The sequence below is a fragment of the Agrobacterium sp. T29 genome (assembly GCF_006970545.1).
GTDB lineage: Bacteria > Pseudomonadota > Alphaproteobacteria > Rhizobiales > Rhizobiaceae > Agrobacterium > Agrobacterium leguminum.
Genome location: NZ_CP040640.1, coordinates 2,264,942 through 2,291,439, shown reverse-complemented (window position 1 = coordinate 2,291,439; position 26,498 = coordinate 2,264,942). Strand labels below are relative to the sequence as shown.

Annotated in this window: 24 protein-coding genes; 17 read left to right on the top strand and 7 right to left on the bottom strand. The window is 60.7% G+C overall.

Going from position 1 to position 26,498, the window contains the following annotated elements; all coding sequences use genetic code 11:
* Positions 1-35: 35 nt before the first annotated feature.
* Both FGF54_RS11615 and FGF54_RS11610 read left to right on the top strand, forming a co-directional pair.
* Positions 36-1,433: a HAMP domain-containing sensor histidine kinase gene (locus tag FGF54_RS11615; protein ID WP_210247415.1), complete on the top strand. Its 1,398-nt coding sequence runs from the start codon at positions 36-38 to the stop codon at positions 1,431-1,433.
* 250 nt (positions 1,434-1,683) lie between these two features.
* A complete protein-coding gene (locus FGF54_RS11610; protein WP_142779730.1) occupies positions 1,684-2,313 on the top strand; it encodes an outer membrane protein in 630 nt (209 codons plus the stop codon).
* Between the two features lie 132 nt (positions 2,314-2,445).
* On the opposite strand, the gene FGF54_RS11605 is transcribed toward FGF54_RS11610, so the two are convergent.
* Positions 2,446-2,835: a hypothetical protein gene (locus FGF54_RS11605; protein WP_020810134.1), complete on the bottom strand. Its 390-nt coding sequence runs from the start codon at positions 2,833-2,835 to the stop codon at positions 2,446-2,448.
* A 123-nt stretch (positions 2,836-2,958) separates the two neighbouring features.
* Positions 2,959-3,390 carry a MarR family winged helix-turn-helix transcriptional regulator gene (locus tag FGF54_RS11600; protein ID WP_004433168.1) on the bottom strand — a complete coding sequence of 144 codons (432 nt, stop codon included), beginning with the start codon at positions 3,388-3,390 and terminating at the stop codon, positions 2,959-2,961.
* 206 nt (positions 3,391-3,596) lie between these two features.
* Between FGF54_RS11600 and graD the strand changes: the two genes are divergently transcribed.
* From graD to FGF54_RS11565, 7 genes are all read left to right on the top strand, one after another.
* Entirely contained in the window at positions 3,597-4,136 is a 540-nt protein-coding gene (graD, locus tag FGF54_RS11595) for an FADH(2)-dependent resorcinol hydroxylase reductase component (protein ID WP_020810141.1), read from the top strand.
* Positions 4,137-4,229: 93 nt separating this feature from the next.
* Positions 4,230-5,459, top strand: a complete 1,230-nt coding sequence (gene graA, locus FGF54_RS11590; protein ID WP_137003987.1) for an FADH(2)-dependent resorcinol hydroxylase oxygenase component — start codon at positions 4,230-4,232, stop codon at positions 5,457-5,459.
* Between the two features lie 46 nt (positions 5,460-5,505).
* Entirely contained in the window at positions 5,506-6,489 is a 984-nt protein-coding gene (gene tsdA, locus FGF54_RS11585; RefSeq protein ID WP_059755140.1) for a gamma-resorcylate decarboxylase, read from the top strand.
* Positions 6,490-6,492: 3 nt separating this feature from the next.
* Positions 6,493-7,548, top strand: a complete 1,056-nt coding sequence (graC, locus tag FGF54_RS11580; protein ID WP_142779729.1) for a maleylacetate reductase — start codon at positions 6,493-6,495, stop codon at positions 7,546-7,548.
* Positions 7,549-7,560: 12 nt separating this feature from the next.
* The gene (gene graB, locus FGF54_RS11575; protein ID WP_142779728.1) at positions 7,561-8,448 is read left to right on the top strand and encodes a hydroxyquinol 1,2-dioxygenase; all 888 of its coding nucleotides are present in this window, start codon (positions 7,561-7,563) and stop codon (positions 8,446-8,448) included.
* Complete coding sequence (locus FGF54_RS11570; RefSeq protein WP_142779727.1) at positions 8,445-8,783, top strand: YciI family protein; 339 nt, start codon at positions 8,445-8,447, stop codon at positions 8,781-8,783. The genes graB and FGF54_RS11570 overlap by 4 nt, the downstream gene beginning before the upstream one ends.
* Before the next feature lie 218 nt (positions 8,784-9,001).
* Positions 9,002-10,288 (top strand): aromatic acid/H+ symport family MFS transporter, encoded by a 1,287-nt coding sequence (locus FGF54_RS11565; protein WP_168208073.1) that lies wholly within the window; start codon positions 9,002-9,004, stop codon positions 10,286-10,288.
* Positions 10,289-10,387: 99 nt separating this feature from the next.
* Here the strand turns inward: FGF54_RS11565 and FGF54_RS11560 are convergent, their stop codons facing one another.
* The 3 genes from FGF54_RS11560 to mprF form a co-directional block, all read right to left on the bottom strand.
* Positions 10,388-11,716 carry a telomere resolvase gene (locus FGF54_RS11560; RefSeq protein ID WP_142779725.1) on the bottom strand — a complete coding sequence of 443 codons (1,329 nt, stop codon included), beginning with the start codon at positions 11,714-11,716 and terminating at the stop codon, positions 10,388-10,390.
* A 221-nt stretch (positions 11,717-11,937) separates the two neighbouring features.
* On the bottom strand, positions 11,938-13,323 hold the full coding sequence (locus FGF54_RS11555) for a virulence factor (RefSeq protein WP_059755126.1): 1,386 nt from the start codon (positions 13,321-13,323) through the stop codon (positions 11,938-11,940).
* A complete protein-coding gene (gene mprF / locus FGF54_RS11550) occupies positions 13,320-15,920 on the bottom strand; it encodes a bifunctional lysylphosphatidylglycerol flippase/synthetase MprF (RefSeq protein WP_142779724.1) in 2,601 nt (866 codons plus the stop codon). The genes FGF54_RS11555 and mprF overlap by 4 nt, the downstream gene beginning before the upstream one ends.
* 274 nt (positions 15,921-16,194) lie before the next feature.
* On the opposite strand from mprF, the gene FGF54_RS11545 reads away from it, so the two are divergent.
* A complete protein-coding gene (locus FGF54_RS11545; protein WP_020810151.1) occupies positions 16,195-16,488 on the top strand; it encodes a hypothetical protein in 294 nt (97 codons plus the stop codon).
* 55 nt (positions 16,489-16,543) lie between these two features.
* Here the strand turns inward: FGF54_RS11545 and FGF54_RS11540 are convergent, their stop codons facing one another.
* A complete protein-coding gene (locus FGF54_RS11540; protein ID WP_142779723.1) occupies positions 16,544-17,584 on the bottom strand; it encodes a dipeptidase in 1,041 nt (346 codons plus the stop codon).
* Between the two features lie 235 nt (positions 17,585-17,819).
* On the opposite strand from FGF54_RS11540, the gene FGF54_RS11535 reads away from it, so the two are divergent.
* The 7 genes from FGF54_RS11535 (at position 17,820) to FGF54_RS11505 (ending at position 25,621) form a co-directional block, all read left to right on the top strand.
* Positions 17,820-19,415 carry an ABC transporter substrate-binding protein gene (locus FGF54_RS11535; RefSeq protein WP_142779722.1) on the top strand — a complete coding sequence of 532 codons (1,596 nt, stop codon included), beginning with the start codon at positions 17,820-17,822 and terminating at the stop codon, positions 19,413-19,415.
* A gap of 2 nt (positions 19,416-19,417) precedes the next feature.
* Positions 19,418-20,431, top strand: coding sequence for an ABC transporter permease (locus tag FGF54_RS11530; RefSeq protein ID WP_168208133.1), 1,014 nt, complete (start codon positions 19,418-19,420; stop codon positions 20,429-20,431).
* Positions 20,428-21,330: a nickel transporter permease gene (gene nikC / locus FGF54_RS11525; protein WP_004433196.1), complete on the top strand. Its 903-nt coding sequence runs from the start codon at positions 20,428-20,430 to the stop codon at positions 21,328-21,330. The genes FGF54_RS11530 and nikC overlap by 4 nt, the downstream gene beginning before the upstream one ends.
* A 3-nt stretch (positions 21,331-21,333) precedes the next feature.
* A complete protein-coding gene (locus tag FGF54_RS11520; protein WP_080835913.1) occupies positions 21,334-22,164 on the top strand; it encodes an ABC transporter ATP-binding protein in 831 nt (276 codons plus the stop codon).
* A complete protein-coding gene (locus FGF54_RS11515; protein ID WP_142779720.1) occupies positions 22,161-22,901 on the top strand; it encodes an ABC transporter ATP-binding protein in 741 nt (246 codons plus the stop codon). Before FGF54_RS11520 ends, FGF54_RS11515 begins: the two co-directional genes overlap by 4 nt.
* Positions 22,902-23,128: 227 nt before the next feature.
* Entirely contained in the window at positions 23,129-24,640 is a 1,512-nt protein-coding gene (locus FGF54_RS11510; protein ID WP_142779719.1) for a serine hydrolase, read from the top strand.
* Between the two features lie 84 nt (positions 24,641-24,724).
* The gene (locus tag FGF54_RS11505; RefSeq protein ID WP_142779718.1) at positions 24,725-25,621 is read left to right on the top strand and encodes a LysR substrate-binding domain-containing protein; all 897 of its coding nucleotides are present in this window, start codon (positions 24,725-24,727) and stop codon (positions 25,619-25,621) included.
* 7 nt (positions 25,622-25,628) lie between these two features.
* Here the strand turns inward: FGF54_RS11505 and FGF54_RS11500 are convergent, their stop codons facing one another.
* The gene (locus FGF54_RS11500; RefSeq protein ID WP_142779717.1) at positions 25,629-26,495 is read right to left on the bottom strand and encodes a D-amino-acid transaminase; all 867 of its coding nucleotides are present in this window, start codon (positions 26,493-26,495) and stop codon (positions 25,629-25,631) included.
* Positions 26,496-26,498: the final 3 nt, after the last annotated feature.

The window sequence follows — 26,498 nt, the reverse complement described above, 5'->3', positions numbered from 1 at the left end:
GACAGGAGCGCAATCGATCCCTGCGATGGGGGCTGATGAAGCGCCTTTTCGCATTGCAGGCGTTCCTGCTCGTCCTTTTCGTCATCCTCCTCATCGGCTGGATATGGATCATCGATCCACGGCTCGAAGGTGCGAATGAAGAGGCTGCCCGTATCGTCGCGGAGAGCGTGACGAAGGACGGACAGGGCAGGCCGCAACTGTCGGCGACGCCGGAGCTGGCGGAGCTGAAACGGCGCTATCCGAATCTCTGGTTTGTGGTGCGTGACGCCAATGACATCGTATTGCAATATGGCGCGGTCCCGCCGCCCGCCCTGTCGGCCGTATTTCCCCGGAGTTTTGACCGTGCGCGTCTGGAGGCGGCCGGAACGCTCCGCGCCACCGTCGAAAACCGCGATACAGCCGCCGGGCGGCTTCAGTTCATTGCCGGGACGGAGGAAGGAATTCCCAATGACGGTCTGAGTATCTGGATCAATGTTCAGCTGGATCTGGAAAAGGATGCCGAGGGCGCCATTCGCTGGCTGACCGTGCTGCCGGCGCTGGGTTTCATCATCCTCATCGCCGTCGTGCCCATGCTGATCCTGACGGGCATCGCGACACTGCTCGTGACCCCGCGGGCGGTCGGCCGTTCCCTGAGCGGGCTGATGGAAACCGTGAAGCAGGCGCAATCCATCGATTTCGAGAACCGGTCCGAGCGTATCGACCGTTCGAAAGTTCCCCTTGAAATCATCCCGCTGGTGGATGCCTTCAACGTCGCGCTGTCGAGGCTCGATGACGGGTATAATCGCCGCAACCGCTTTCTCGCCGATGCGGCGCATGAGCTGAGGACGCCGATCGCAATCGTACGTACCAGAGCCGACCTCTTGCCCGATGACGCGCTGAGCCGTCAGATCAGGGCCGATATCGACCGCTTGACCCGCGTTGCGCATCAACTACTGGAGATGCAGGCGGTGGGTGCGGTGAAACTGCCGGCGGAGCCGCGCGATCTCAACAAACTCGTCGAGCGCATCGCGACCGATCTCGCCCCGATTGCGATGGATGCCGGTTACGAGTTCGATTTCGAGCCCGGCGAGGGCGAAGTCGTCTTCACGGTGCAGACGTCGATTATCGAGATGGCGGTCGTCAATCTCGTGCGCAACGCGATAGACCATGCCGGCGGCAGGGGCGCAATTACGATCCGGGTCGATCCGGCGGGGGCCATCGAGGTCTGCGATGAAGGGCCGGGCATACCTGTCCCGGAGCGCGCGCAGGTATTTGAGCCGTTTCACCGCATCAATACGAACTCGCCCGGAGCTGGCCTTGGGTTAAATCTGGTCCAGAAGGCGGCGGAGCTTCATTGCGGCCGTGTTCTATTTCTCGACCTCAATCCCAGCTTTTGTGTCCGGCTCGAAATTCGGTCGATAGTTTCGAAAGGCGCTGCGACCGCGCTGCGATAATGAAATTTCTTACGATTCGGTTAAGAAAATAGACCTAACTTATTTAAATAAATAAATAATTTCTAATAAAATTCGTTCCATGCAATGCAGGCGCAATTCTCGCGGGGAAAATCCCCTTATCTGCTGAATGCATCCGCACGTGATGTCGGCCGGCGCAGCAGACTAACGGGAGCCGGTTTCCGGTTCTTCAACGCGAACTGAAACTTGGCTGCGCCAGAAGATGGCGCATCGGTTTCGTCTGGAGTCATTCATGTCGATCGTCAAGAAATCGCTTGTCGCCGTGACCATCGTCGTCGCGGTTGCTGGCAATGCGCATGCCGCTGATCTCACCAACTACAATACGCAGCAATCCTTCGATTACGGCAGTCCGCCGGCCTTCTCCTGGGGCGGGGCCTATGTGGGTGTGCATGGTGGCGTCGCCTCCCCGAAATTCAACCCATTGGCCAGCGGCCGCGGCCTGACGGGGGGTGTGCAGGCTGGGTATAACTTCCAGTTCGGTTCCGGCGTGGTCGGTGCGGAACTCGAAGGGTCCTATCTCGGGAACGAGGCGCGTGTGCCGAACGGTCGTTTGCGGGAGCGTTTCCGGGGCGCGGCCAAGATGAAGGCCGGTGTGGCGCTCGACCAGACGCTGGTTTACGGCACCACCGGCCTGACCACGACAAAGTTCAGGGACGGAAACGGCGTGACAGGTCCCGATGGCCGGAAACAGGGCTATCTGGTCGGCGCAGGCGTCGAACAGAGTTTCGGCGGCGGCCTGTCGGCGAAGTTCGAATATAATTATGTGAGCACCGGAAATGTGGCCACGACGACCGCCAGCGGCAAATCGAAAACCGATGTCAGCGATCATGTCATCAAGGCCGGTCTGAATTATCGCTTCTGATCGGCCCTTCCCATGACAGATTCCAGGGAGAATTTTCAAAAGAACCCCGCCGCTTTCGGCCTGGAAGCGGCGGTGAAAAAGGGCGGGGCGCGGCACAGGCGGAACCGGGCTGAAATTTGCATCCCGGATCGGTCATTCGCATTCGAGCGAAGGTTGCCGGAAGCTCGTAACATACCATTCGGCCCCGGAATTGCGGGTGTAGAAGGTATAGAAGCAGTCGATGCGCTCGATATAGGCCGGCGTTTCGGACACTTCGTAACGTTCGCCACGCCGTGTTGTCCGCACTTCGCCACTCGACGATCCGGCGACAGCCTGCGTCTTGTTCTTCCGCCATTGATAGGCCTGCTGGCCGGGACCCAGACTGTAGATATTGTCCGGCGGCCCATAGTCCAGCATCACGCTGGTGATGGGCGCGCCGATATAGCTTTTCATGACAGTCGAGGCGCAGGCCGTGAGCAGTATCGATGCGCCGGCGATAAGGAAGATTGCTGCCGGGACTGCAAGGGAAGATCTGTTGGACATGGAAGTTCCTTTCTGCGGTGACCTTCGCAGGGATAGGAACCGGTTATTGCAAGTACATTGCACGGGAAAAGCGGGGCGAGGCGGGTGGCTGCCGCCGAAGCGTCGATGCCCGAATTGCCGGTATCAGAGGCCGGCAATGTTCCGGCCGATATGGCGCAGTATGCTTTTGAAGAGTTTTACTTCGGCCGGGTCGAGGCCTTCGATTGCGGTTTTTTCGAACATGGCGGCGATGGGCATGAGTTCATCGGCCAGTTCCTCTCCCTTCGGGGTGAGGGTGATGCGCACGATGCGCGCATTGTCGAGCGGCCGTTCGCGGCTGACGAGGTTACGCCGGACCATCAGCCCCACAAGCCGGGACAGCGTGGAAATCTCCACCGACACCATGTCCGAAAGCTCGGTCAGCGTCTTGCTTTCCTGCTGCCGCAGCGTCGCCAGCACGCGATACATCGGCAGGGTGATGTCATAGGAGGCCAGTCTTACGGAAAAGCGCTCGCCAAGCCGAACGCCCACCCAGTTGAGCAGGTAGGGTACCGAATCGGTGAATTGATAGGACACGAGCAAATCCCCGTTTGAGAACCATCTGCGCAGATGCTGATGTGCGCCTATCGGCTGTACCGGCACAATCCATCCGTTTCAATAGCTTCGCCCCATAAGACAGGGGAATGCGGCGTTCTGCCTTTCACAAAAAATGACGAAAAACATTTGCATTGACAAATGTTGCAAACGCAAATAAACAAGACTGCAGGATTTGGGAGGATCTCATGACATCAGCATTGTTTGGCCTGAGCAGCCTTGCGCCTGAAGGCGTCGGTCAGAATTTCCGTTCAACGATGCGCCGTTTCCCGGCGACTGTGACGGTTATCACGGCCTGTGCTTCGGGTGATCAGCGCGATCACGGCATGACGGTCACGGCCGTCACTTCGGTCTCAATGGAGCCGCCGTCCCTGCTGGTTTGCCTGAACAATCGCACCCTGCTGCATGAACTGCTGCTGTGCCGGCCCGATTTCATCGTCAATGTGCTGACGCAGGATCAGATTGCCCTGTCGGACGCCTTCAGCGGCAAGGTGTCGCCGGAAGAGCGTTTCCGCGACGGTCAATGGCAGCGCCACGACAATGGCGTTCTCTATCTGCCCACGGCCCATGCCGCCATCGCCTGCCGCCGGGTTGCGGCCATGCCTTACGGAACCCATACCGTCTTCATCGGGCAGGTTGTTTCGGCCGATGTCAGCGAGACGACACGGCCGCTTCTTTACGAAAACGCCCAATATTGCGCCGCAAGCCCCGCGAGCCTGCCCGCCTGATCATTGCCGCCCAGATAATCCCGGCGGGATAACGCCCGGCCAGCAACATCCGGCCAGTAAAGTCCGGCCAGTAAAGTCCGCAAGGAGACAATCATGAACGATATGAGCCATGCGCCGCTGCCGGCGCAAACGAACCCGCGTGCCCGCCTCGCAAGCCGCGTTACCGGCATAGCCGATCTTTTCCGGGCAAGCGCCAGACAGACGGAGGAGGCCCGGCGCGTTCCGGCCAGCCACATCGAGGCGCTACGCGGCATCGGTTATTTCGATATCGTCAAGCCCCGCGCCTTCGGCGGCAAGGGCGGAGATTTCGCCGAGCTGGTCGAGGCCAATATCGAGCTTTCGGCCGCCTGTGCGTCGACCGGCTGGGTCGCCGGCCTGCTGTCGGCCCATCAATGGCTGCTGGCGATGTTTCCGGAAGAGGCGCAGGCCGATGTCTGGGGTGAAAACCCCGATGCACTCCTGTGCGGTTCCTATGCGCCGGTGAAGATGGCGGAGCTCGCCGATGGCGGTTATCGCCTCAGCGGCAAATGGGCTTTCGCCTCGGGCTGCGAAAACGCGCAATGGTCCCTCTGCGCCGCCATTCTGCCGCCGCAGGGCGAGGGCAAGCCGGTTCCGGCCTTCCTGCTGGTTCCCGCCGGGCAATATGTGATTGAAGACACCTGGCATGTTGTGGGCCTGGCCGGCACGGGGTCCAAGACGCTCGTTCTCGATGATGTCGTCGTTCCCAAACACCGGGTTCTGACCTTTCCGGACGCCACCAGCGGAAAGACGCCCGGCGGGCATTATTATGCGGAGGAAGGTCTGTTCAACATGCCGCTTCTGACCGGCATTCCCTCCTGTCTCGCGGCGGCAGGCGTCGGCGCGGCCAGGGGCGCGCTTGCCGCCTATGTCGATCACGTCGGCGGCCGGGTGACGCGCGGTGCGGTGGCGGGCGGCAATAATCGCATGGCCGAATTTCCGACCATCCAGCTGCGCGTCGCGGAAGCAGCGGCGAGCGTCGATGCGGCTTGCGAAATATTGCTGCGCGATGTTGCCCGCGCACAGGCGCTCTCGCAGGCAAGGATCGAAGGCCGGGCGGAATTTACGGTGGATGACCGTCTTCTCAGCCGTCGCGGCCAGTCCTTTGCGGTGTCTCTCGCCCTGCGCGCCGTGCAGGCGCTCAACGACTCCACCGGCGGCGTCGGGCTCGATCTTTCCAACCCGGTGCAACGGGCGTGGCGGGATGCGAATGCGGTCGGCCGCCATATCAGCATGAACTGGGACGCCGTGGGCACCATGATCGGCCAGAGCATGCTCGGGCTGGAACCCAAGGGTCAATATTGATCGCCTCTCGGGCGGCAAATCAAAGAGTGAATTCGGAGGAAACCACATGCAAGGCAAGGTCGCTCTCGAGGAGCATTTCGCAATCCCGGAAACGCTTCAGGATTCGGCCGGGTTCGTACCCGGCGATTACTGGAAGGAACTGCAGCACCGCCTGCTCGACATTCAGGATACGCGCCTGAAGCTGATGGATGCGCATGGCATCGAAACCATGATCCTGTCGCTGAACGCGCCGGCGGTGCAGGCCATTCCCGACAGGAAGAAGGCGATCGAGATCGCGCGGCGGGCAAATGACGTCCTCGCCGAAGAATGCGCCAGGCGGCCGGATCGTTTCCTCGCCTTCGCAGCCCTGCCATTGCAGGACCCTGATGCGGCGACGCAGGAGCTTCAGCGCTGCGTCAACGATCTCGGTTTCGTCGGCGCTCTCGTCAACGGTTTCAGCCAGGAGGGCGATGGCCAGACGCCGCTTTATTACGACCTGCCGCAATATCGTCCATTCTGGGGCGAGGTGGAAAAGCTCGATGTGCCCTTCTACCTGCATCCGCGCAACCCGCTGCCGCAGGATTCTCGGATTTATGACGGCCATCCCTGGCTGCTCGGCCCCACCTGGGCTTTCGCGCAGGAAACGGCGGTGCACGCATTGCGTCTGATGGCGTCCGGCCTGTTCGACGAGCATCCGCGCCTCAACATCATCCTCGGCCATATGGGCGAGGGCCTGCCCTACATGATGTGGCGCATCGACCACCGCAATGCCTGGGTGAAGCTGCCGCCGCGTTATCCGGCCAAGCGCCGTTTCGTGGATTATTTCAACGAGAATTTCCACATCACCACCTCGGGCAACTTCCGCACCCAGACGCTGATCGACGCCATTCTGGAAATCGGTGCGGATCGCATCCTGTTTTCCACGGACTGGCCCTTCGAGAATATCGATCACGCCTCCGACTGGTTCAACGCGACGACCATCGCCGAGGCAGACCGGGTGAAGATCGGCCGCACCAATGCGCGCCGCCTGTTCAAGCTCGACGGGCGTTGAACCATGCAGCCTTTCGTTTATATGGCCGCGCCCGCCCGCATCGTCTTCGGCGCGGGCAGCTCGGCGGGCGTGGCGGAGGAAATCCGCCGCCTCGGCCTGTCGCGGGCGCTGGTGCTTTCCACGCCGCAGCAGAAGGGCGACGCGGAGGCGCTTGCCGCCCGGCTCGGCCGGCTTGCCGTGGGTGTCTTCTCCGATGCGGCCATGCATACGCCGGTCGAGGTGACGAAAAACGCGGTCGAAGCCTATCGCGCCACCGGAGCGGATTGCGTTGTGGCGCTCGGCGGCGGTTCCACCACCGGTCTCGGCAAGGCCATTGCGCTGCGCACCGATGCGGCGCAGATCGTCATCCCGACCACCTATGCCGGCTCCGAGGTGACGCCCATTCTCGGCCAGACGGAAAACGGGGTGAAGACCACCATGCGCGGGCCGGAAATCCTGCCGGAAGTGGTGATTTACGATGCGGAACTGACGCTTGGATTGCCGGTCGCCATCAGCATGACGAGCGGGCTGAACGCCATGGCGCATGCGGCGGAGGCGCTTTATGCGCGGGACCGCAATCCCATCGCTGGCCTGATGGCGGTTGAGGGGCTGCGAGCGATGATCGAGGCGCTTCCCGGCGTGAAAGCTGCGCCGCAGGATGTCAAAGCGCGCGAGACCGCGCTTTATGGTGCGTGGCTGTGCGGCGCGGTGCTTGGCGCCGTCGGCATGTCGCTGCATCACAAGCTTTGCCACACGTTGGGCGGCAGTCTCGATCTGCCGCATGCGGAAACCCATGCGGTGCTTCTGCCGCATACCATCGCCTATGTGGAACAGGCGGTGCCGGATCTGCTCGCGCCGCTCGCCGCTCTTGTCGGCGGCAGGGCAGGGGCGGGGCTCTACGATTTTGCCGCCCGGCTTGGCGCGCCGTCGAGCCTTGTCGCTCTCGGGGTCCGGGCGGACGATCTCGACCGCATGGCGGAGCTTGCAACGGCCAATCCTTACTGGTGCCCGCGGCCAATCGAAAAAACTGCGATCCGCGACCTTTTGCAACGCGCCTTCGAGGGCGCGCGGCCGGAGTGATGGGAGGAGACGATGGATATGAAGATAAGCAATGATGATGGCTACTTCGTCGAGGAACGTTCGGCTGAAACCGTGATCGCGCGGATGCGCGACTGTGACGATCCGCGTCTGAGGGAAATCATGGCGGTGGTGACGCGCAAACTGCATGAGGTGGTGAAGGAAATCGAACCGACCGAGGAGGAGTGGATGAAGGCCATTCATTTCCTCACCGAGGTCGGCCAGATCTGCAATGAATGGCGGCAGGAATGGATCCTGTTTTCCGATATTCTCGGCGTCTCCATGCTGGTCGACGCCATCAACCATCGCAAGCCGAGCGGCGCGTCGGAATCGACCGTTCTCGGCCCCTTCCATGTCGCGGATGCGCCGGAAATGCCGATGGGTGCGAATATCTGCCTCGATGGCAAGGGTGAGGATATGGTGGTCACGGGCCGTATCCTCGATACCGAGGGAGCGCCGGTCGCCGGCGCGCGTATCGATGTCTGGCAGGCCAATGACGAAGGTTTTTATGACGTGCAGCAGAAGGGCATCCAGCCCGATTTCAACCTGCGCGGCGTCTTCATCACCGGCGAGGACGGGCGCTATTGGTTTCGGGCCGCCAAGCCGAAATATTATCCGATCCCCGATGATGGTCCGGTCGGGCAGTTGCTGCGCGCCATGGGGCGGCATCCTTACCGGCCGGCGCATTTGCACTATATCGTTTCGGCCGAAGGCTTCACCACGCTCGTCACCCATATCTTCGATCCCGACGATCCCTATATCCGTTCGGATGCGGTCTTCGGCGTAAAAGAAAGTCTGCTCGCCGATTTCCAGCGGGTGGAGGATGCGCAGAAGGCGCGGGATCTGGGTTTCATCGGCGACTGGTTCTGGTCGGTGAACCACGATTTCGTGCTCGCCCGATGAACGGCGGGAGCGACCGAACCCGGCTTTACGTGCGTTTCGCCGAAAGCGATCCCGCTGCGGCCGCGCAACGGGCGGCGCAGATAGAGGCCCACAAGGCCCATCTGCGCAATGGCGAGGCGATGGCGGAAGGGTTCAAGATTCTTGTCTCCGGTCCGATGAGCGCGGTTGCCGACGGCCCATCCGCCGCCCTCATTATTGCGCAGGCGCGCTCGATCGAAGATGTCATCGCCTTCAGCGATGCCGATCCATTCGTCATTCACGGTGTTTATAACCGCATTCATATTTTGAGCTGGACGCCGACGCTGTCGACGATTTCCGGGCTGGGGCCCGGCTGAATTTCGTCGGCGCGATGCGCCTGGCACTTGTTAATATTTCATTTGCAATTTTTGCAAATGCAACATTTAATCGAAGGCGGGTGATGCTGGCGATATGTGCTTGACAGGAGCAGGACACATATCAGTGTGGAGCACGCCGGGCACTCACGGAGGATATCGCAGGAACGGGAGACGCTTATCCATACCGGATGGCGCGTTCATGCGTGAAAGGGAGGAACATGTCCACGAATTATCTGAGCGCCGCGTCAGCGCGGACGAAGAACCCGGCCGGCGTTATTGCGACATGCGGCCTGATGATCATGTTTGACGGTTACGATTTGGTCGTTTACGGCGCCGTCGCACCGGCACTCTTGAAAGAAAGCGCATGGGCGCTCAATCCGGCCATGGTTGGGCGCGCCGCCGCGCTGACGCTGGTGGGCATGCTGCTCGGCGCGCTATTTGCCGGCACCATGGCCGACCGCATCGGCCGCCGCAAGGTGGTTCTTCTCAGCCTCGCCGGCTTTTCGGCGATGATGATCGCCTCGGCCATGACGCCGAATTTTCTCGCCTTCGAAATCACACGCTTCTTCGCCGGTCTCGGGCTTGGCGCGCTGTTGCCGACGGTCACCGCGCTGGTGCTGGAATTTTCGCCGCCGCATCGCAGGGCGCAGGCCAATTCCCTGTCTTTCCTCGGTTATCTTATCGGCGGCATCATTTCCGGCGTCATGGGCATCCTTCTTCTGGAGACCTATGGCTGGCGGCCCTTGATGCTGATCGGCGGCCTGCCGCTTATTCTTATGCCGATCTTCATGCGGTTCCTGCCGGAATCGCCCGAATGGCTGGCAAGCAAGGGGCGGCAGGCGGAGGCTGACGGCATTTGCGACAGCTACGGTCTGCAACGCATCGTGCCGCATGCGAAAATTCAAAAGGGCGGCGTCGGCGCGCTGTTCTCGGAAGGCCGGCTGCTCTCGACGCTGAATGCCTGGGGTATCCACTTCTGCTCGCTGCTTCTCACCTTCGGTATGGTCAACTGGCTGCCCACCATCATGAACAAGATGGGTTATGATATCAGTTCGGCGCTCAGCTTTTCCGTCATGCTCAATGTCGGGGCTGCGATCGGCATTCTCATCGGCGGGCGGTTTGCGGATAAGGGCAACGTCAAGGTGGTCGTGGCGATCCTGTTTGCCATCGGCGCCGCCTCGATCTTCGCCCTGACGGTGAACAAGGGTCCGCTTCTTTATGCCTTCGTCGCCCTTGCGGGTGCGGGCACCATCGGCACGCAGATTCTCGCCAATGTTCTGGTGGGACGGCTCTACCCCGTTCATATTCGCGGCACGGGTCTCGGTTTTTCGCTGGCGGTCGGGCGGCTCGGCGGCATTGCCGGCCCGATGATCGGCGGCCTCGTACTGCAGCGGGGTCTGGCGCCCGAGTGGAATTTCTACATTTTCGGCTCGGTCGCACTTGTGGGGCTGATGCTGACGGTATTGACCCTGCTTTACCGCACCTCCGGTGACGCGCGGGTTTGATGAATGAAACGGCCGGCCGCGGAGGACTGAAATCCGCGGCCGGAGCATTTCCGACAAAGCTGCCGAGCGGTTTTACACCCGGAAAATGACGTTAACGCATCACGCCTTGCGGGACACCGGCGCGATTGTCGCCATCTGCTGCAACGTCCGTTCGTTGATGCGTTTGGCCCGTGCCAGCGCATCGTCGCGATCTTCCGGCAGTGTATAGGTCATATAGGACAGCGAGGTTTCGAGGTCGTTGTTGTTATGTCCGAGAATGGCGGCGAAGTAGCTGTTCTTGGTCACATGCGGCGGCGCGAAATTGTGAAAGGCCACCTCGGCATAGAGGTGCCGGAGGCCATAGGGCTTGGGAAGCTCTTCCTTCGGCCAGAGATCCTCGAACAGGTTAAAAACCGTGTCCCGGAGCAGCAGGCGGGTTTCCGACGAAAAATCGTCGATCGACATGCCATGCCACAATTTTCCCTGTCCGCTTTCGCGCAGGCGCCTATAGGCGGCCAGAATGGTTTCCGAACGGGCAAGCACCGGGATTTCATAGGTAATCCCGAATTTCGTTCCTTCGCCCTGTTTCGTCTTGGCCTGGCCGTTGAACAGGAGGCTCCATTTGGAAACGCCCTTGCCATAGGGGGCAGGTGAAAATTCCGCCTGGGTGAAGACCTCGTAGGGGCGGCGTCCCGTCATGCCGATCAGGCCGATGCCGATCATCAGGGGATCGGCGGACAGGAGCTTATCGGCGCAAATCTTCAGAACCTGCCGGTAATTCTCGAAGGTGATCAGCGCGCCGTGCTTTCTGGCGATCTTCTCCATCTTCACCCGGCGTGCATCGTCATACATCGCGGCATCGCCGGTGGCGATCTTCAGCATCGGATGGTCGTCGCCGAAGGCCTCGCGGATGGCGTTGCGATATTTGGTGATGTAGGAGATGATCGTGGTCTGGGCTCTGCCCTTCATGGTGCTGATTTCAGCATTCCACAGGGTCTGCATCTCTTCTTTCGTTCCCATGCCGTTCATCGCCGCAATGAAATCCGCGATGCGCAGCAGAACGGTCGGCTTGCGACCGGCGGTATTGAACTCCGCCCGCTCGATTTTTTCGACGATGGAGGTCGCCACGCCGGTTTTCGTATAGTCGGCGCGCGCGATATAGGTGTTCAGCCGCTCGCGCAGCTTCTTCATGTTGCAGATGGCAAGCGGTGTGCTCTTGACGCCGAACTCGGCCTTAAGCGCATTGCGATATTTCATGATGTAGAGTTCGAGCGTCTTTTCGGTGCGGCCATTGTCGAAATGGTAGCGGACCTCGGCATCCCACAGATCGCGGATTTTTCTGTTGCGCAGCGTGTCATCGCTCTTCATCGCCTCTTTGACCTGGCTGACGAAATGATCGATGCGTTCCACGAGGACTGGTGTTTTCGTCTTTCGCTTTGAAGCGGGCATGCGGCGGCTCCCTGAACCCGTCCGGAAATATAAAATCCATGGTTGGCGATCAACAGCAGCACGGTTGCGGAAATGTGATGAACATCCACTGCAGGCCGGTTTCTTTTGAATAATAGTTTAAGCGATTCCGCAAGCACGGCCGCGACGCGAAGAAGCATCGGCGATGCGTTCGCCGTCAAAGATTATCCGAGATGCGGAATATCGGCCTGTGATGATGCAGGCTATTTCGGCAGCCGGGTCTTCAGCGAGGTCACGATACGCTTGGCCAGTCCCTCATAGTCCTCGTCAAAATGGTGGCCGCCCTCGATGCCGACCGCTTCCACGCCCTTGGCTTTCAGGCCGGGGCAGGGGTCTTCATCTTCTTCTTCCGTGCCATAGATGCATTGCACCAGCTTCGGATCGATCTTGGCGATGTCATCCACCGTCTTGCCGCCCTTGCCTTCACCGGCAACGCCAAGCCAGCCTTCGACGGAAATCTCGAAATCCACTTCGGTCGAAAGTCCCATCAGGGTCAGTTGCACGACATGCGACTTGTCGCGGTCCGGCAGCAGATTATAGGTGGCGGGAAGAATATCGGCACCGAAGGAATAGCCGATCAACACCACATTGCGGACTTTCCATTCCTTGCGATAGGTGTCGATGATGCGGCCGAGATCTGTGGCGACCTCCTGCGGTTTCTTTTCCTTCCAGAAATAGCGGAGCGAATCGACGCCGATGACGGGTATGCCTTCCTTCTGGAAGGCGCCGCCGACTTCCTCATCGAGATCGCGCCAGCCGCCGTCGCCGGAATAGATCACCGCCATGGTGTCCATCACCGGGCTGGTTTCCAGAACCTTGATCGGCAGGCCGAGCGGGCTGTCGGTGTCGCCTGCGGCGTCGATCTGGTCGGACAGGGTCTGGGTCAGAACCTCGTCCGCCTTGTCATCCACATCCGTCACGTCGATATCGGGATGCAGTTTGACGAGCGCATTGACGTGGTCGCGGCCCTTCTGATCCGCGGCAGGCGTGAACAGCACGCTGACGGGGGCGGGCAGCGGGCCGTCGGTCAGGCCATAGACCGTTTCGCCATCCGCCTTGTCCTTGGTGGCGGGGGTGCAGAGGATTTTCTCAAGCGGCAGGCCGGCCTTGGGGTCGACGGCGATGGCTTCCCGGACGGTGGAAACGGGGCTCTGCGCGATCATCGCCAGCGCCAGCGTTCCGCCCTTGCCGATGCCGGTGAGGATGGGCTGGCGATAGCTGCTCGTGCCGGCGGTGCGCTGAATCTGCTGCGAGAGCGACTCGATGTCCGAGATCATATAGATGCACTCGTCGTCATCGGCCTCGAGCGCCTTCAGATATTCCTTGAAGTCGATGCCGACCACGGCTGCGCCTTTTTCCACCAGTGCCTTGGCGCGGGTTTCATCGGCGGCCGTCCATCCGTCCGCATCGGAAATCAGGAAGACGCTGGCGAGGATATCGCCATCCGGCACCATGATGTGCCCGGCGGGGATCATGCCGGTCTCGTAAGCGGGCTTGTCCTGCGCAAAAACAGCGCCAGAAACGAACAAGGGGGAGGCGAACAGGGCGGAGGCGGCAAGAACCGCTTTCAGCATGCTGGATTTTCTCATTTTCCGATCACTCCTCTGACGCCGCCGCTGATGAGAACCGTCGCGTCCATTAGCGCCAGAGCGGCGTCTGCGCCGTTCTGCACGGCAAGGTAACGCGGTTCCCATTTCGGGTGGAACTTTGCCTTGAAAGCGCGAAGTCCCTTGAAGTTGTAGAAACGTTCGCCGTGTTCGAACAGCGTGCTGCCGATGCGGTCCCAGACCGGGGCCGCGTCGCGTTTCGACATGCCGGACATGGGCGCCATGCCAAGATTGAAGCTCTCATAACCCGCCTCCCGCAGATATTGCATGATGCTGACGAAGAGGAAATCCATCGCGCCGCGCGGCGCATCCGGCGAAAAGCGCATGAGGTCGACGGTGGCTTCCTTTTTCGTGTCCGTCACCATCAGGTTGGCGAAGGCGGTGATCTTTCCATCCTTACGCAGCACGGCGACGGGCTGCGACAGGATGTAGTCCGGCTCGAAAGCGCCGAGCGAGAAGCGTTTTTCCCGCGTGTTATGGTGCGCGAGCCAACCGTCGGAGACCTGTTTCAGGTCGTCCAGAACATCCGCGACATGCGCTTTTTCGACCACTTCAAAGGTCAGACCGTCGCGTGCGCCACGGCTCAGCGACTGGCGAAGGGTTGCGAGCTTGCCGCCTTTCAGTTCGAAGGCGGTAAGATCCACCAGCGCCAATTCACCGAGTTTGAAGGCGCGAAGGCCCGCATCGGCGCAATGGGACAGAAGATAAGGCGAAATCTGGTAGAAGGCGGCGCGTGCGCCCGCCGAACGGGCGGCTTCCACGAATTGCCAGACGAGATCGGGGAAATCGTCCTCATCGCCGACCGGATCGGCGAAGGCGATCCAGGAGCGGCCCTGGATGCCATACATGATGAAGGCGTTGCCGCTTTCGGAGAACATCACGTGTTTGTCGCCCATGCGCACCAGATTGGCGTCGGCCGCATCCTGTTTCATGACGATGCCGGTCGCACTCGTGACGTCGTCGGCCTTGATGGCGTCCGGCCTGAAGGCCACCGGCCGCATCAGGCTGAAGATGGCGATGGTGGAGGAGGCAAGCACGAGGCCGAGAAGGGCGCGCAATCCGCGCGGCGCTTCCTCGGAGAATTCGAACTGCCACCATAATGTCTGGCTGTAATCCGTATCGCGATAAACGAAGAGCAGGATTGTCGCCGCGCCCGCAATGATGACGGCCATGGCGGCGAGCCAGCTTGGGCCCAGCGCCTGCTTCACCAACGAGGCATGGCGGTTAAAGCTGCGCATATTGACGGAGAGGGCCGCGATGAAGACGCCGAGGATGGCGGCTTCGAAGACCGCAATGGCCTTGAGGAGCGAGAGGACCAGCGCCAACGAGGCGGCGACCAGCGCAATCCACCAGGCGCCGTCCAGCCGCTGCCCGAGGCCGCGCGAGGCGACGACAAGGACGAGGCCGAGAATGCTTGTGAGAAAATGCGCCGCCTCGACGATGGGAAGCGGCACGAAATTGGAGAGGAAATCCAGATTGCTGTCCGGTGTCGGCGTCACACTCGAGAAGATCAGCATGGTGCCGAGGATCATCGCGAAGGTCGATAGCAGCGGCGGTGCGAGCCTGACGGCAAGCTGGCTGATATCGGAGACAACAGGCTTTGCCGCGAACTGCTTCATCTCCGAGACGAGCATGACCAGAATGGCCACCACCAGCGGCAGGACGTGATAGATCACGCGGTAGAGAACGAGGCTTCCGAGCAGCTGATCGACGCTGATGGCGTTGCCAAGCCCCGCAACCATGACGGTTTCGAAGACGCCAAGGCCGGCGGGCACATGGCTGAGCACGCCGAGGCCGACGGCGGTGGCGTAGATGGCGAAAAATGTCGGCCAGCCGAGATGTGTGTCGGGCAGCAGGACATAAAGCACGGAGGCGGAGGCGGCGATATCGAAAGCGGAGACCAGGAACTGGCGCGACGATGTCCGGCTGTCCGGGAGACGAAGCCGCCATGCGCCGAGCCGGATGGCGCGCCCGTTGCGTCCGACATAGGCGGCCGCCACGAGAATTGCGATTATGGCAAGCGCTGCACCCCTGAGAATAACGGCATCGACGCCGATGATGGCGGCGATGCGCGGTGCGACGATGAAGGTGGAGATGGCGCTGACCGAAAGCAGCCCAAGCCCGAAGGACAGCGTGACGAAGGCGATGACGCGGGCGATTTCGCCGGGTGACAGACCCAGCCGGGAATAGGCGCGAAAGCGGATGGCGCCACCGCTCAAGGGGCCGAAACCGGCAGTATTGCCGATGGCATAGGCCGCAAACGCAGTTGCCGCCATGGGCGGAAAGGGCAGCTTGCGGCCGATATATTCGATGGCATTGGCGTCGTAGAATATCAGCGCCAGAAAGCTGAGCGCGGTGAAAACGATGGCGAGCAGCACCGCCGAGGCCGAGGTCTGCGTCAGCGCATCGATGACGTCGTCATAACGGACTTCGGAGGTCAGGTGATAGATGGCGAAAGTCATCATCACGAAGACCAGCGTAATGGCGATCGCGGTCAGATAGGGGCGGTTTCTGGCAAAAAAGCTTTCAACCGCAGATTCCGTAACATCGGTTTGTGTAATTTCGCTCTTGTCTGCCATTTACTTTGCCCAGCGCCAGTTCCTGTTGGCGAACCACAGGATTGTGTCGCTAATTCGTTTAGGTTGAGGAAATGTGATTAGCAGAAAAGCATGAAGTGTCGATGTGAAGTTTGTGGCCGATCATGCGTGAATTTCACCGGTTTGGGGCGGAAAATGCAACTATGGAATGCATGATTGACGGGATTGTTCCGAATGACGCCAAATTGACCGTTGCGGTTGCTTGGTGGTGCCGTTTGATGCGACTACACGCTCCTTTCGATTGAAGGAGATGCCAATGAACACGCCCACAAGAATAGTCGTTTCGCTCGTCGTCGCCCTCGTGGCGGGCGGCGGATACATGGCGGTGGATAAGATGCGCGGTGCCGAATGGGTCGTTTCGCCGCAACAGATCGCGGAGGCCAAGGCGAAAGGGCAGATGGGTTATGAATCCCGTCCGGGCACCGTGACCGTATTGCCGATCCGCAGCGAGACGGCGGATGTGCTGCCGATGAAATGGGCGATGATCGGTGTCGTCGCCGGGCTTCTGGCTTTCCGGGCGACCGGCAAGAAAAAAGCGGCAAAGGCTTAAGGGCCTGCCGCTCACATCTCCGGCGCTTTGCGCCGGAGATAAATTGCAATATGCCTCACGCGCCCCAGGTTTTTTCCAGCACACGGATCCAGTTGCCGTGGCAGATTTTGGCAAGCGCCTCGTCGTCATAACCACCCTTGCGCAGGGCTTCGACCAGCAATTGCAGATCGGCTGCGTCCTTCATGGCGGCGGGAATGGTGGTGCCGTCGAAATCCGAACCGAGCGCGACGTGATCGATGCCGATGCGGTTGACGATATAGTCCACGTGGCGGACGAGTTCGTTGAGATCGGTATCCGGATTTTTCACGCCGTCCTGCCGAAGGAACAGAACGCCGAAATTGATGCCGGCAAGGCCGCCCGTGTCGCGGATGGCGTCAAGCTGCCTATCCGTCAGGTTGCGGCTGTGATTGCACAGCGCATAGGCGTTGGAGTGCGAAGCCACCAGCGGCGCGTCGGAAATCTTGGCGATATCCCAGAAACCCTGCTCGTTCATGTGCGACAGGTCGACCATGATCTTCAGCTCGTTGCAGGTCTTTATCAGCCGCTTGCCGGCATCCGTGAGGCCGGGGCCGATATCCGGCGTCGAGGGGAAACGGAAGGGAACGCCGTAAGCGAAGATGTTCGGGCGGCTCCAGACCGGCCCGAGCGTGCGCAGGCCCGCTTCGTAGAGAACGTGGAGAGCATCCAGATCGGCGCCGATCGCCTCCGCACCTTCGATATGGAAGATGGAGGCGAAAGCGCCTTTCGCCATGGCGTCGCGGATATCGGCGGCCGTGCGGCAGACTTTGAGCGCGCCTGCGGATTGTTTCTCGGCCCGGAACAAAAGGCCGGCCATGGCAAGCGTCGCCTTCAGCGCATCCGCTTCGGCAGGTGTCGGGTAGTCGCCGTTGGCGTCCTTGTCCATGCTGGGCGAAGGCACATAGGCGGCGCAGAGGCCACCGGCCAGCCCGCCTTTCTTGGCGCGCGGCAGGTCGATGTGGCCGACGGTATCCCCTTCGATAAGAAGCGTTTCGGGGGAAGCATTGCCCGATCGCCATAACCGCAGCAGCACGTCGTTGTGGCCGTCGAAGACGGGTACGGTTTTTTGATCGGTCATGGTCATTCACCTTCGGAAATGGGATTGCGCGAACGCGCGTGCGGACGAGTTTTCTGAATTGGTAGAGGAAAGGTCAAGGCGGGAGCAAATGCAATCCGTGCATAGGCTCTGCCAAATTTGGAATTGGTCGGGCCTCGTTTGCTCATGGTAATCGCGGGAAAACATAAAAAAAATGACTGGATTGGGGCAAACCCATACCGTTTTCCGAAAAATAAGGTCCGAAAGGGGATTTTCGATGATTTCAAGACGCAACCTGCTGATTGCCGGCGCTGCCGTTCCGTTCCTTTCTTATGCGCGCATTCCGGCCTTTGCCGCGACGCCGAAGGATATTCTGGTTGTTGCGCAGCAGCTGGACAATATGACGAGCCTTGACCCGCATGAAGGTTTCGAAGCCGTCGGCGGTGAAATCATCTCCAACATGTATCAGAAGCTGGTGCGCGCCAACCGTGAGGATTCGACCAAGGTCGATCCGGTCATCGCGAAATCCTGGGAAGCCGATGCGGACAGCAAGGTCTTCACCTTCACGATCGGTGACGAAGCGACCTTCGCGAGCGGTGCGAAAGTGACCGCGGAAGACGTCGCCTTCTCGCTGCAGCGCGCCATCAAGATGAACAAGAGCCCGGCCTTCATCATCAGCCAGTTCGGCTTCACGCCCGACAATGCCGAAACGACCATCGTTGCCGCCGACGACAAGACGGTGAAGCTGACGACGGCAAAGCCGACCGCCATCTCCTTCCTGCTTTATTGCCTCTCCGCCAATATCGGCGCGATCGTCGAAAAGAAGGCGGTTCTCGCCAATGCTTCCGGCGAAGACCTCGGCAATGGCTGGCTGCAGAAGAACAGCGCCGGTTCCGGCGATTTCGTTCTGCAGGCCTGGAAGCCGAGCGAAAGCGTAGCACTCACCGTCAATCCGAACGGTCCTTACAAGGGCAATATCAAGCGCATCATCCTGCGCCACGTCACCGATCCGTCTTCCCAGCTTCTGATGCTGCAGAAGGGCGATATCGACATTGCCCGCGACCTGACGTCGGAACAGCTGCGCACCGTCAAGGACGATGCGAATATCGAGCTGGAGCGCAAGTCCATTGCCTCGCTGGTGCTGATCTCGCTCAACCAGGGCAATGAGAACCTCGCCAAGCCGCAGGTCTGGCAGGCGATCAAGTGGGCGCTGGACTACAAGGGCATGCAGGAAAACATCGTGCCGCTGACGCACGAAATCCACCAGAGCTTCGAGCCGAAGGGCTTCCCCGGCGCCGTCAACGACATCCCGTACCAGCGCGACGTCGAAAAGGCCAAGGCGCTGATGGCGGAAGCCGGTCTTGCCGATGGTTTCGAGATCAGCATGGATCACTATTCCGCCCAGCCTTACCCGGATCTGGCGCAGGCCATTCAGGCAAACCTTGCCGACATCGGCATCAAGGTGCGCCTGCAGTCGGCTGAAAACCGTCAGGTTCTGACCAAGATGCGTGCCCGCGAGCACCAGATGGCGCTTTCCGCATGGGGCACGGATTATTTCGATCCGCATTCCAACGCCGATGTCTTCAACATCAACAAGGACAATGGCGACGACGCCAAGTCGAAACCCTTCCTGTGGCGTTCGCGCTTCAAGAACGACGACTTCGCCGCCAAGGCGGAAGCTGCCCGTGACGAGAAGGACCCGGCAAAGCGCGTGGAGCTTTATGAAGCCCTGCAACGCGAGCACATGGAAAACAGCCCCTTCGTCTTCATGTTCCAGACCACCAAGACGGCAGCCTTCCGCAAGGGTGTTTCCGGCTTCGAACTCGGCGTTCTCTCCGAGGGCAATTCCTACCACGATGCGAAGAAAGCGTGACATTGAACAAGCGCGTTAAAAGCATATCGTCGATACTGAGCAGCGTCCTTCTGACGCTGTTCGGTTTGATGATCATCACCTTCATGATCGGGCGTGTGATGCCCGTCGATCCCGTCATCGCGGCGGTCGGCGACAACGCGCCTGAAGACGTCATCGTGCGCGTGCGTGCGGAAATGGGCCTCGACCAGCCGCTGGTCGTGCAGTTCTTCCATTATGTCTCGCAGGTCCTGCACGGTGATTTCGGCAATTCGATCCTGACCCGCAACCCGGTCTGGATCGATATCAAGCGCGTTTTCCCCGCCACGTTCGAACTTGCCACCGCAGCTCTCATCCTTGCTGCGCTGATCGGCATTCCGCTCGGTGTCTGGGCCGCCGTGAAGCAGGGCAAGCTGACGGACCAGATCATCCGCGTTGTGTGCCTTGCCGGCCATTCAGTGCCGGTCTTCATGCTGGCGCTGATTTCGCTGCTGGTGTTTTACGCCACGCTTGGCGTCGCACCCGGACCGGGCCGGCAGGACATCATCTACGACGGCATGATCACGCAGGTCACCGGCCTGATGACGGTCGACACGCTGCTTGCCGGCGAATGGGACGCATTTTACGACGCCATCGCCCATATGGTGCAGCCCGTCTGCATTCTCGCCTATTTCAGCATGGCCTATATCACCCGCATGACGCGCGCCTTCATGATCGACGCGTTGAAGGGCGAATATGTCATAACCGCCCGCGCCAAGGGGCTTTCGGCCATGACCGTCATCTGGGGCCACGCCTTCCCGACGGTCGCCGTGCAGCTCGTCACAGTTCTCGCACTCACCTATGCCGGTCTTCTTGAAGGTGCGGTGGTGACGGAAACCGTCTTCAGCTGGCCGGGCCTTGGCCAATATCTCACCGTCTCGCTCATGAACGCGGACATGAACCCCGTCGTCGGAGCAACCCTGTTGATCGGCTTCATCTATGTCGCCCTCAATCTGCTCGCAGACGTGCTTTACAGAGTTATGGATCCTCGCGTTCGATGATGTTAGCTAATTTCAGAAACTGGGCGCTGGATGAGACGCCACATTCGCGAACACAGGCTGCCTGGGGCAACCGGTATCGCATCTGGCTCAATCTCAAGTCCAACCCGCTGGCGGTGATCGGGCTTACGATCATTGTTCTCTTCATCGCGCTGTCGCTGCTGGCGCCGCTGCTTGCCCCTTACGATCCGGCGACGCAGAACCTCGGCAATCGTCTGGCGTTTCCGAGCGCCGAACACTGGTTCGGCACGGATGAGCTCGGTCGCGATATTCTCTCGCGCATTCTCTATGGCGGCCGCGTCACGCTCGGCATGGTCATCGCCGTCGTCGTTCTCGTCGCGCCCATCGGGCTCGCCATCGGCTGCATCGCCGGTTATTTCGGCGGCATTGTCGATACGGTGCTGATGCGGGTGACGGATGTGTTCCTCGCCTTCCCCCGCCTCATCCTCGCGCTCGCCTTCGTCGCGGCACTGAAGCCCGGTGTTGAAAGCGCCATTCTCGCCATCGCGCTCACCGCATGGCCGCCCTATGCGCGTCTGGCCCGCGCCGAAACCATGACGGTGCGCGGCAGCGATTTCGTCGCGGCCTATCGCCTGACCGGTGCTTCCGCCTGGCGCATCATCGCCCGGCATATCGCACCGCTTTGCGTGCCGAGCCTTATCGTGCGCATCACGCTCGACATGAGCTCGATCATCATCACCGCCGCCAGCCTCGGCTTCCTTGGCATGGGCGCGCAGCCGCCTTCGCCGGAATGGGGCGCGATGATTGCCACCGCCAAGCGCTTCATCTTCGAACAATGGTGGGTTGCCACCATTCCCGGCATCGCCATCTTCCTCGTTTCGCTCGCCTTCAACTTCCTCGGCGATGGCCTGCGCGACGTTCTCGACCCGAAGGGACATTGAGCCATGCTGGTCGAAATCGAAAATCTGAAGATTGCATTCCAGACCCGCACCAGCCGTTTCGAGGCGGTGCGTGGTGTTTCCATGAAGCTCGGCACAGAAAAGCTCGGCATCGTCGGCGAATCCGGCTCCGGCAAGAGCCTCACAGCGCGCGCGCTGATGAAGCTTCTGCCCTCCAATGCCGATATCCGTGCCGACAAGCTCTCCTTCGATGGCATCGACGTGCTTTCCGCCGGTGAAAAGCAGATGCGCCAGATCCGGGGAAAACGGGCGGGTTTCATTCTTCAGGACCCGAAATATTCGCTGAATCCGGTCAAGACCATGGGTGCGCAGATCGCGGAAGCCTGGCGCGCCCATAAGGGCGGCAGCAAGCGTGCCGCGATGGAAGCGGCAATTGCCCTGCTCGATCAGGTGAAGATCCGCAATCCGCGTCAGGTCGCCTCGTCCTATGCGCATGAGGTTTCCGGCGGCATGGGCCAGCGTGTGATGATCGCCATGATGCTCGCGCCCGATCCTGAGCTGCTGATTGCCGACGAGCCGACCAGCGCGCTTGATGCGACGGTACAGGCGGAAATCCTGCGGCTGATCGAGGAGCTGGTATCTGAACGCGGTATGGGTCTCATCCTCATCAGCCACGACCTGCCGCTCGTTTCGCATTTCTGCGACCGCGTGGCCGTCATGTATTCCGGCCGGGTGATGGAGGAGCTGAAGGCTTCCGAACTCCTGAAAGCCGAACATCCCTATACAAAGGGACTTCTGAACTGCATTCCCTCGCTGACGCATCCGCGCGAGCGTCTTCCCGTTCTCAACCGTGATGCAGCGTGGTCCAGCCAATGATCGACGTCGATAATCTCCGTATCAAGTTCGGCGACCGCGAAGTGGTGAAGGGCGTGTCCTTTTCGGTGGAAAAGGGCGGCAGCTTCGGCATCGTCGGCGAAAGCGGCTCGGGCAAGTCCACCATCCTGCGCGCCATGGCCGGCCTCAACGAAAGCTGGGAAGGCCGCATCGCCTTTGCCGGCAAGGATGCACCGCTGCGTCGCACGCCGGAATTCTTCCGGCAGGTGCAGATGGTGTTTCAGGATCCTTACGGGTCGCTGCATCCGCGCCAGACCATCGACCGCATTCTCAGCGAATTGCCGCTGGTGCACGGCATGGACAATATCGAAAAACGCATCCAGCAGGCTTTGTCCGATGTGGCCCTGCCGCAGGCCGTGCGCTTCCGCTTCCCGCACCAGCTTTCCGGCGGCCAGCGCCAGCGCGTGGCTATTGCCCGTGCGCTGATCGCGGACCCGCAGGTGCTGCTGCTCGATGAGCCGACTTCGGCGCTCGACGTGTCGGTGCAGGCGGAAATCCTGAACCTGTTGCAGGACCTGCGCGCAGCGCGCAACCTCACCTATATTCTCGTCAGCCATAATCTGGCTGTTATCGCGCATCTGTGCCCGCAGGTTGGCGTGATGCTGAACGGGGAAATGGTGGAGCAGCTGAGTGCGGACGATCTGCGCGAAGGCCGCACGAAACATCCGCATACGGAAGAGCTGCGCAGCCTGAGCATCCGGCTGGAAGAGCCGGCTTAACGGCCGGTCACCTAGCCTCCGTTACACATGGATCGAGCGGGTGCCGCCCGCTTCTTCTCCCCGAGGGGGAGAAGTCCGCGGCAGCGGGATGAGGGGGCCAGCTCTCCGAATTCCAGCAACGTTGCCCCCTCATCCGACCCTTCGGGCCACCTTCTCCCCGGCGGGGAGAAGAAACAAGCGGTGACGTCAGGGCAAGCCGCGTCAAAACGAAGACACGAGACCGAACCATGCCACAGCAATTCGACTGGAACGCCGCTTCAACCCTTTCAGAGAGCTTCGTCTCGCAATGGGCGGGCAACGAGCCGGGTGGGGCGGTCATCGGTTTTGATCTCGATGGCATCCGTTTCGCCCATGCCGGCGGTGTCGAGAGCCTCTCGACCTTCGCACCCTTCACGCCGCAGAGCGTGGTGCGGTATGCCTCGGTCACCAAACATGCCTTCTGCGCCATGGTGCTTGCGCATTCCGATCTGATCGGCCTCGATGACCCACTCGGTAAACATCTGCCGGAGTTGCAGCCGCCGCTCCGCGACGTCACGGTGGGGCAGGCGCTGGATATGAGCGGTGGCCTGCCGGATACGCGTGAATGCCTCTCGCTGCTTGGCCTTTCCGTCTATACCGAAACGAAGGCCGAACCGCTTCTCGCTTATCTCTCGCGGCTCACCCGGCTGAATTTCCCTGCCGGCAGTGAGGTGTCTTATTCCAATACCGGTTATCGTCTGGTGGAAGCGGCGCTGGAGCGCCGGGGTTTCCGTTTCGATGATTTTGTGCAGCAGCAGATTGCCGGCCCCTTCGGCGTGTTCCTGAAGGCGCCCGATGTCTGGAACGATCCGGTCGATGGCCTCGTGCCGGGCTACTGGAAAGCCGAAGACAACTGGCAGCTTTCGGCCGCCGGTCTGCATATCTCCGCTTCGGGCAGTCTTGCCGGCAGCGCCGAAGCGCTGACCCGATGGCTGCAGGGCCTGATGCGGGGCGAGGGCAGCTTTGCGGGCGTTCTGGAGAGGCTTTCTGCTGAACGTTCGTTGGCAGATGGGCGGATGAGCGAATATGGCCTCGGCCTGCGCTGGTCGCATCTCGGCGACAGGCGGTTTGTCGGTCACGGCGGTTCGCATCCGGGCTACAAGACTTATTTCCTGCTCGATCCGGAAAACGGCACGGGTTTCGTCGTGGTGTCGAACCGAGAGGACACCAACGGCTTCAAGATCGCGCTGGAAAGCATGGCGGCTCTCACCGGCCTGCCTTTGCCCAAGCCCGCCGCCAGCCTGCCGGAAGGCCTTTACGTGACCGAAAGCGGGCCGTGGTGGCTGGAAATCAAGGGCAGCACATCCACCTTCATCGATGGTGACGATACGCTTTATGAGGACGTGGATGGCTGGGTATCGTCGCGTTCGGCATCGTCGCCCATGCGTCTCAGACTTGAGGGCGATGCTATCGTCGGTGAGGCCGGTCACGCCGCCCGCCGTTTCCTGCCGGTCGGCGATCATGCGGTGCCGGATGATCTTTCGGGCTCGTGGCGTTCCGATGAGGGCGCCGAATTTTCGATCAGCGGCTCCTCATTGATGATGGGCATCGGTCCTACGCGTCGCAGCATGCCTCTGAAGGCGCTCGGCAATGGCCGTTTCCTCTTCACGCTGATTGACGGGCCGTGGACGAAGCGCGTCTGCCTCAATCGTCTGGGCGATGACCGTATCGAGCTGGTTTCCAGCCGGGCGCGGATGATCGAATATTCAAGGGCTCTTTAAAAGAGTTTCATTCACATCCCATTGCTCCTAATAAAGACGCTTTCCGAATGAACGGACAGGATATTGTTGGTGGGAGTGTGAGCCGTGGAAGTCAAATGGCTCGAGGATTTCCTGGCGCTGGCCGGAACGCTCAATTTCTCGAAGGCGGCGGATGAGCGGCATGTGACGCAATCCGCCTTCAGCCGGCGTATCAAGCAGCTGGAGGCCTGGGTGGGCGCGACGCTGGTTGACCGCGCCTCCTATCCTTCCCGGCTGACCGAGGCGGGCGTGAAATTCGTGCCGGTGGCGCAGGAAACGCTGAAGCAGCTTTATCATGCCCGGCGCACGCTTCTTCAGGAAGAGGGAGCGGATGCCAGAACGGTGCGGCTGACGGCGTTGCATACCCTGTCCTTCACCTTCTTCCCGGATTGGCTGAAACGGGTGAACGAAAAGGCGGGACCGCTGTTTTCAGTGTTGAGGCCTGATTCCGGCAGCATGGAGGAAAACCTCAATTCGCTGGTGGATGGGCAGAGCGATTTCCTTTTGACCTATGCCCATCCCGAAGTGCCGATGCTGCTCGATGCGCAGACCTTCGAGTTCCGGGTGCTGGGTGCGGAAAACATCATTCCCGTTTCTGCGCCGGCGAAAGACGGTTCACCGCCGCATGAACTCGTGGAAAATGCTCGAAAACCCTTCGCCTATCTGGACTATGAAAAGGCCTCGTTCTTCGGGCCGTTGCTGCGCGATCTCCTGAGCGCGCGTCTGCCGCAATTCGAGCGGGTGCATGAGGGCAGCATGTCGGTGGGGCTGAAAGCCATGGCGATGGCCGGCTGGGGTGTCGCCTGGGTGCCGGAAAGCCTGATGCGGCAGGAGCTGGACAGCGGCGCACTAGTGCGCGCCGCCGATGACAGTTTTGATATTGCCGTCGATATCCGGCTTTATCGTTCCAAGGAGAACCGCCGGCCCGTTGTCGAGCGTATATGGGCGGTTCTCGAAGGCTGATGTTTGCTTAAATCGCCGTGCGGCGGGCGTTTTCCAGATAGAGCGCGCGCAGACGGCTGACGAGCGGGCCGGGCTTGCCGTTACCCACTGGCTTGCCGTCGATCTTCGTCACCGAGACCACGAAGTTGGAGGCGCTCGTCAGGCAGGCTTCATCGGCATTCAGCGCCTCTTCCAGCGTGAAGGGCCGCTCTTCCAGCGTGAAGCCGGCTTCCCTGGCCAGTTGCAGGGCGGCGAGGCGGGTGCAGCCGGGCAGGGTCTTGTTGCTGTTGCCGCGGGTGATGATCTTCTTGTCGCCGGTGATGATATAGGCGGTGGAGGAAGCGCCTTCGGTCACGAAACCATCCTCGATCATCCACGCCTCGTCACAGCCTTCGGCCTTGGCGATGCGCTTTGCCATGACCTGCGGCAGAAGGCAGACGGTCTTGATGTCGCGGCGTTCCCAGCGCTGGTCGGGAACGGATTTGACGGCGATGCCGGCTTCTTCGACCGGGGTGCCGATCAGCTTCTTGGCCTGGGTGAACATGACAAGCGTTGGCTTCAGATCGGCGGAGAACAGGAAGTTGCGGTCTTCAGCACCTCGCGTCAGCTGCAGATAGATCATGCCTTCGATGAGGTTGTTGTCTGCGATCAGGCGGCGTTCGGCCTCGACGATCTCTTTCGTGGTGACCGGTAGCGGCACGTCGATTTCGCGGGCGCTGCGTTCCAGCCGGGCCATGTGCAGGTCGCTGTCGATCAGCTTGCCTTCCAGAACCGAGGTGACTTCATAAATGCCGTCGCCGAACAGGAAACCGCGCTCGAAGATGGAAAGGCGGGCGTCCGCTTCGGGCAGGAATTCGCCGTTGACGTAAACGATGCGACCGGATGGGCTAGTCATGAA